This window comes from Bacillus sp. ISO11, from assembly GCF_003458115.1.
In the GTDB taxonomy this organism is placed as follows: Bacteria; Bacillota; Bacilli; order Bacillales; family Bacillaceae_G; genus Bacillus_A; species Bacillus_A cereus.
In genome coordinates this window covers 51,983-58,627 of sequence record NZ_QXCO01000032.1, presented here as the reverse complement: position 1 = coordinate 58,627, position 6,645 = coordinate 51,983, and the positions used below count along the sequence as shown (strand labels likewise).

The following is a 6,645-nucleotide window of genomic DNA, read 5'->3' as shown; positions in this document are numbered from 1 at the left end:
TTCGCTCGACTTGCATGTATTAGGCACGCCGCCAGCGTTCATCCTGAGCCAGGATCAAACTCTCCAATAAAGTTAGTTTGTCTAGCATCTAAAATAAAAATTGACGTTTCACGTTGTTTGTTTCGTTCAGTTTTCAAAGAACTACTTGGTCGCTCATTTGCGACTTCCTTATGTTAACATTTTCGTTTTTCGATGTCAACTAAGTTTTTCAATTTCTTTTTGTCGTTTTCTGCGTTTCCGCATCAGCGACGGTTATTAATTTAACATATACAAACTATTAACGTCAACACTTTTTAATAAAAAATTCTTTTTCTTACATAACGAATACATTCTTCTGTGTTAGCTACTCTCCGGAATAAACAGAAAATGATTTTATATCTTTCTTCCATGGCTTTTTTTACAACTTCATGAATACGCTCATCTTCAAAATCAAATAAAAGTTCCTCTAATTCTCTCTTCAATATGTATTCCATTTCTTTTCTCTCTTCTTTTGTCAACATCAGCCCAAGCAAACAATCACCTCAATAATTCCTTACGCAACAATAAACGTTCCGCTCATTTTCAATTATCACAATCCTATCATCCATTATATCCACTACTTACGATATTAATCCTTTGTTCTCTTTTTTATATTTACAGCATATATGTAACTGAAAAGGATTGGACAAAGGGGCGTAATATTATGTTTTTCTTTTTTATTACGAGTAAGAGAAATTTTAAACACATTAGCTTAATAGTGATACTGTCCTTATTTACAGCATGGCTACTCTTTTTAAAAACATATTCACATGAATCTGCTTTTTCAACTGCTACAGGCCCTAAAGTAATTTACAAAGGAGACACCGCTAAAAAGCAAGTTGCATTTACGTTTGATATTAGTTGGGGAGACAAAAAAGCAATTCCAATCCTAGATACTCTTAAAGAAAGAGAAATTAAGAATGCAACATTCTTCCTTTCTGCTGCATGGGCCGAAAGACACCCCGATATTGTAGAGCGAATCATGAAAGACGGACACGAAATCGGTAGTATGGGGTACAATTACACATCCTACACTTCTCTAGAGACAAATGAAATAAGACGAGACCTTTTACGAGCACAAGATGTTTTTACGAAACTTGGTGTAAAACAAGTCAAGCTGTTACGTCCACCTAGTGGCGAATTTAACAAAGCAACCCTTAAAATCGCAGAATCACTTGGATACACCGTCGTGCATTGGAGTAATAATTCAAACGATTGGAAAAACCCAGGTGTAAATAACATCGTTTCCACTGTCTCTAATAATTTGAAAGGTGGAGATATCGTCTTATTACACGCATCCGATTCTGCCCTTCAAACAAATAGAGCTTTACCGCTGCTCCTGCAAAAAATAAAAAGTGATGGATATGAGCAAATATCCGTATCACAACTTATTTCCAACACAAGTACGAAAAGTGAAGATGTGAAGTAGCTTCTTCCCTACCACTCTTCACGCATAAAAAGCTCTACTACCTTTCAAGAAGGTGGTAGAGCTTTTTTAATCATACCATTTCCAGCATTATAACTGCTGGTGTATAAAATCTCTCTATTAAGCTGATTTACTTGTTTTTCCGATTAAACGATGTAATACAAGTAATTGATATGCGTTACATAACAATAGCGGTATAACCATTAAATATAACCAATCTGTATCATTAATCCGAAGCGCCGGTACCCATTCAAGGATCGTTACAACAACCATAAAGAACAGAGCTGGCACAAATGCTTTTTTATTTGTTTCTTTGCTTTTTACATAAGCAACAATTGCTCCAAACACAAATAATATTCCAGCAACAAGTATGTTATTCCCTAACGAGACTTCCCCATTTGCAATAAGTACAGATCTTAAATACACAAAATCAAATAATACGAATGCAATAAAGAAGAGCTGGACTGCATTCCATAAAGAAGATGAGCGGAACATCCCTAGTCCAAAACGGTGGATTGTTAAATATGCAAAGAATCCCATTTGACTTATAACACTAAAAATAAATCCTACACCCATCAGCCAGAAAGATACTGCTAAAATCTCCTTACCGTCGAAATTTTGAAAAAATTTATTGTACTTGTCCCACTCCAAAACAAAACCAATAATAACTGTGCTAATTCCACCAAGAAACAACGTCGTTAAAAATAGTCGTACCCACTTGCGGCTATTCACAACACATCCCCCATTATCCTTATATTTCTAATTAAATTGTATCAATGACAATTTCAAAAAGCTAGCCATGTTCATGTATAAATTCCTTAAAGATATTTATATTAAAAAGAGAGAACTGTGCTGAAAGGAGTTCCAACTTATGAAACGGATGCTATTCATTTTCATTTCTTCTTTTCTACTTATCGCACTTGCAGCATGCGCACAAGGAAAAGAAACGAAATCCGAACTAGATTACGATCAAACAAAGAAAATGATTGTTGATATTTTAAAAACAGATCAAGGTAAGAAAGCTATTCAAGATGTATTAACTGATGAAAAAATGAAACAAGCACTCATACTAGATGAAACAGTAGTAAAGAAAACGATTGAAGATGCCATGGTATCCGATAAAGGGCAACAATTCTGGGAAAAGCTCTTTAAAGATCCTGAGTTCTCATCGAAGTTCGCTAAAAGTATGGGGAAAGAACAAACCCAATTAATGAAAACCTTATTAAAAGACCCTGAATACCAAGCAGGCGTTATAGAAATTATGAAAAATCCTGAAGTAGAAAAAATGATGTTACAAACAATGAAGAGTAAAGAATACCGTCAATATCTACAACAAGTACTAACAGAAACTGCTGAAAGTCCACTCTTCCAAGCCAAGATGATTGATATCATTAGTAAAGGTGTGCAAAAAGCTGAAAAAGGCGGATCTGGTAAGAAAGAAGCAGGCGGTGACGGTGGTTCTCAAGGCGGGAAGAAGGAAGAATAGTAAAAAATAATAACTATAATAACGAGTGGACAATTTATACATTGTTCACTCGTTATTACTTTATCTTGCTATTAACAGACGAAATGGCCCCCTCTAGTTAAGCGAAAGGTTTACTAGCAACAAAAGCCTTATTGTTGTCAGTAACAGGTGAACCCCACTGATTAAAGTTTCACTTTATTTTTGTGTAACAGCTGTTCTATCAATTACTGTTTCAGCTATTTTACTATAAATAATGCCCGTTGTATGTGTATCTTCATATACTGAAGGAGCAAAGTCTTCTTTATTCCAATCGGGTTGTTGTAGCGGAATGCGACCAAGAACATTCGTTTGTAATTCGGTAGCTAACTTATCTCCCCCGCCTTTTCCAAATACATATTCTTTCTCACCAGTTACCTTACTTTCAAAATATGCCATATTCTCAACAACACCAAGAATACTATGTTCAGTGCGCAATGCCATCGCTCCAGCACGCGCTGCTACAAACGCAGCTGTTGGATGAGGCGTCGTTACAATAATCTCTTTGCAAGATGGCAACATTGAGTGCACATCTAACGCAACATCACCTGTGCCTGGTGGCAAATCTAGTACTAAATAATCTAAATCGCCCCATTCTACTTCTGTGAAGAAGTGGTTTAACATTTTCCCAAGCATAGGTCCTCTCCAAATAACTGGTGCATTATCCTCTACAAAGAAGCCCATTGAGATTACCTTTACACCTAAACGTTCCACCGGAATTATCTTGTCACCTCTTACGATAGGACGTTTTTCTATCCCCATCATGTCTGGCACACTAAAACCGTAAATGTCCGCATCAATAATACCAACTTTTTTTCCTAAACGAGCTAAAGCAACTGCAAGGTTAACGGAAACAGTTGATTTTCCCACGCCACCTTTTCCACTCGCTACTGCTAAGAATGTTGTTTTTGAATTAGGTGACAATAAAGATTCACTTTGCTCTTCTTCTTGTTCCGGTGCAAACTGAGCTAATTCCTCTTCTGTAAATTCTGCAAAACGAAGTCCAACTGTTGCTGCCCCAAGTTCTTTTACTAACTTTACAATTCCAGACTGCAACTGCATTTGTTCCGCTGTACCGGTTTTTACGATTGCAATTTTGACACTCACATGTTCCTTCTCTGGCTTGACTGTTACCTCTTTAATTGCACTTGTTTCTTTTAATGTTTTATGTAAAAACGGATCTACAATCCCTTCTAACGCTTCAACCACTTGCTCTTTCGTTATCATAATTAGCCCAGCCCCCTGTATGAAAAATAACGTAATGTTAATTGAATTTATCTCTGCTTATCCTTGAAATAAATGCGTTTACATTTCCAGTATAACATATTTTCCGAAAACTTCGTTAACGAGAGAAGCTCAAAAAAATCCTCCTTATTCTGGAGGATTTCCTTTTTCCGTGAAATAACGTAATATACCACGGTATATTGCAGCTGCTACCTTTTGCTGATATTTCTCCGAATTTAACATATACCTTTCGTTCACATTCGATAAAAAGCCAGCTTCAATTAAAGCACCTGGTGTTTTAGAATACTTTAATAAATATACATGCGAAATTGTCTTAGCAGAACGATTCGTGTTTTCTAAACTTGTTCTCAATTCAGCCTGTATAAATTTTGCAGCACGTTCATTTTCAATCGAAGAGCGGTAATAGAACGTTTGTGCGCCTTTCGATCCACTACTAGTTAAAGCATTTAAATGAATACTTGCAAAAAAGTCTACATCAGGTTTATTGATGATTTCTACACGTTTTTTTAAATCCTCTGCTTTACGTCTACTATATGACTTTGTATCTTTGTTAGCTAAATCATAATCTCCCTCACGCGTTAAAATAACTAGTGCACCTTGTTCTTGTAAATAGTCTTGTACCTTTTTTGTAATTTCAAGCGTAATATCCTTTTCTATAATATCCTTTCCACCAACAGCCCCTCCATCTGGTCCACCATGCCCAGCATCTAATACAATTACTTTCCCTGATAAGGGTAAATTCCAAGCTCGCCACGATTTTGTAATTTGAAATTCTTGTTTAACTAAAAAAAACAATACAACCGCAGCGAGTGCAAAAGAGATAATTCGAATTCTCTTCATACCTTTCCTCCTCCAGCTAGTCCCTCTAATTACTTATATGGGACAAGAGGAAAGTTTATGCTTGTCTTAATGAAGCTTTAATCGATATCTTCTTTCACCTTTTTCATACCCTTCTTGCCACCACAATCCTATAAACTGCTGACAAGATTCAAAAAGTAATTCCTCATCTTTCAACTTTATTTCTCGCATAGTCATACTCGTTAAAAATTGAAATAGCGTTTCAGTTAATTGTTGTTCTTCTTCTAAAGCTCTATATTTCACATCAAAAAACGATTCACCATAATAACCAAATTTACTGTATCTCGCTCCTAATAAATAAGATTCTATCCCTAATTCAATACAGTAATCTTCATACTGACGATGAAGCTCTTGCATTTGAAAGGCATCACGAATATTTGAACGCAATGTTTTTAATGATAATTCCCGCAACATCTTCCGCTCGTATTTTAACTGCTTTTCTTTTTGTTTTTCTTGTAAGCTGACAATGACATTCATAGTACTTATAAACCTCCCTAATACGTATTAGTCTAAACTTCTAAAGAAGAAGCATACGCGTGGCGGTAGCACTAAAATATTCCAAGCTATAAAAATTGCAAAAGAGGAATGAAACATAAAAAAACCCCAACCAAAATGGTTGGGGTTTGTAGTTCGCAAAAATTAACGTTTTGAGAACTGAGGTGCACGACGTGCGCCTTTAAGACCGTATTTTTTACGCTCTTTCATACGTGCGTCACGAGTTAATAGACCTGCACGTTTTAGTGTTAGACGGTATTCTGGATCAGCTTTTAATAAAGCGCGAGAAATACCGTGACGAATAGCACCAGCTTGACCAGTGTATCCACCACCATTTACGTTTACAAGTACATCGTAGTTACCTAAAGTTTCTGTTGCAACTAGAGGTTGTTTCACTACTTCACGTAATGCAGCAAATGGGATATAGTTTTCAAAATCACGACCGTTAATGATAACGCGTCCTTCGCCTGGAACTAGGCGTACGCGCGCTACTGAACTCTTACGACGTCCAGTGCCATAGTATTGAACCTGTGCCAAAGTAAGCCCTCCTTTAATTAATTATCCGCGAAGTTCGTAAACTTCTGGTTTTTGTGCTTGGTGTGGATGCTCTGCTCCAGCATACACGTTAAGTTTCTTAGAAACTTGACGGCCTAAGCGTCCTTTTGGAAGCATGCCTTTAATTGCAAGCTCTAACATTTGTACAGGGTAGTTTGTACGCATTTCAAGAGCTGTTCTTTGCTTAAGTCCACCTGGGTGGTTAGTGTGACGGTAGTAAATTTTATCGTTTAATTTATTACCTGTTAAATGAATTTTCTCAGCGTTAATAATAATTACATGATCACCCGTGTCAACGTGTGGTGTAAATGTAGGTTTGTTTTTACCACGTAAAATGGATGCTACTTCACTAGCAAGGCGACCTAAAGTTTGACCTTCAGCATCAACCACATACCATTTACGCTCAACTTCGTTAGCTTTTGCCATAAAAGTCGTACGCATGTGTTTCCCTCCTCGTTATCTTTTCCATAGAAAAAATCTATTGTTTATCTTAAACACGATTTCCTTCCGGGGCTAATCGTGGTTTTAGAAACAATACCATATGTTA

At 36.5% G+C, this 6,645-nt stretch carries 9 protein-coding genes and 1 rRNA gene; 2 read left to right on the top strand and 8 right to left on the bottom strand.

All coding sequences use genetic code 11. From position 1 onward, the window contains the following. Positions 1-70, bottom strand: a 16S ribosomal RNA gene (locus D1166_RS25375); the annotation flags it as partial. A gap of 223 nt (positions 71-293) precedes the next feature. Beyond that, positions 294-512: a hypothetical protein gene (locus tag D1166_RS25370; protein WP_000901147.1), complete on the bottom strand. Its 219-nt coding sequence runs from the start codon at positions 510-512 to the stop codon at positions 294-296. A 170-nt stretch (positions 513-682) separates the two neighbouring features. On the opposite strand from D1166_RS25370, the gene pdaB reads away from it, so the two are divergent. Beyond that, entirely contained in the window at positions 683-1,447 is a 765-nt protein-coding gene (gene pdaB, locus D1166_RS25365; protein WP_000464705.1) for a polysaccharide deacetylase family sporulation protein PdaB, read from the top strand. Between the two features lie 117 nt (positions 1,448-1,564). Here the strand turns inward: pdaB and kbaA are convergent, their stop codons facing one another. Next, positions 1,565-2,176 carry a KinB signaling pathway activation protein KbaA gene (kbaA, locus tag D1166_RS25360; RefSeq protein WP_001088526.1) on the bottom strand — a complete coding sequence of 204 codons (612 nt, stop codon included), beginning with the start codon at positions 2,174-2,176 and terminating at the stop codon, positions 1,565-1,567. Positions 2,177-2,315: 139 nt separating this feature from the next. Here kbaA and gerD point away from each other — a divergent pair, with 139 nt between their 5' ends. Further along, positions 2,316-2,930 (top strand): spore germination lipoprotein GerD, encoded by a 615-nt coding sequence (gene gerD, locus D1166_RS25355; protein ID WP_087876009.1) that lies wholly within the window; start codon positions 2,316-2,318, stop codon positions 2,928-2,930. A gap of 174 nt (positions 2,931-3,104) precedes the next feature. Here the strand turns inward: gerD and D1166_RS25350 are convergent, their stop codons facing one another. From D1166_RS25350 to rplM, 5 genes are all read right to left on the bottom strand, one after another. After that, on the bottom strand, positions 3,105-4,172 hold the full coding sequence (locus D1166_RS25350; RefSeq protein WP_000628846.1) for an Mrp/NBP35 family ATP-binding protein: 1,068 nt from the start codon (positions 4,170-4,172) through the stop codon (positions 3,105-3,107). A gap of 144 nt (positions 4,173-4,316) precedes the next feature. Further along, positions 4,317-5,030 (bottom strand): N-acetylmuramoyl-L-alanine amidase CwlD, encoded by a 714-nt coding sequence (cwlD, locus tag D1166_RS25345; protein WP_000822439.1) that lies wholly within the window; start codon positions 5,028-5,030, stop codon positions 4,317-4,319. Between the two features lie 66 nt (positions 5,031-5,096). After that, a complete protein-coding gene (locus D1166_RS25340; protein WP_001101005.1) occupies positions 5,097-5,525 on the bottom strand; it encodes a DUF2521 family protein in 429 nt (142 codons plus the stop codon). Positions 5,526-5,687: 162 nt separating this feature from the next. Beyond that, on the bottom strand, positions 5,688-6,080 hold the full coding sequence (rpsI, locus tag D1166_RS25335; protein ID WP_000079986.1) for a 30S ribosomal protein S9: 393 nt from the start codon (positions 6,078-6,080) through the stop codon (positions 5,688-5,690). Positions 6,081-6,101: 21 nt separating this feature from the next. Next, positions 6,102-6,539 (bottom strand): 50S ribosomal protein L13, encoded by a 438-nt coding sequence (rplM, locus tag D1166_RS25330; RefSeq protein ID WP_001260793.1) that lies wholly within the window; start codon positions 6,537-6,539, stop codon positions 6,102-6,104. Between the last annotated feature and the right edge of the window lie 106 nt (positions 6,540-6,645).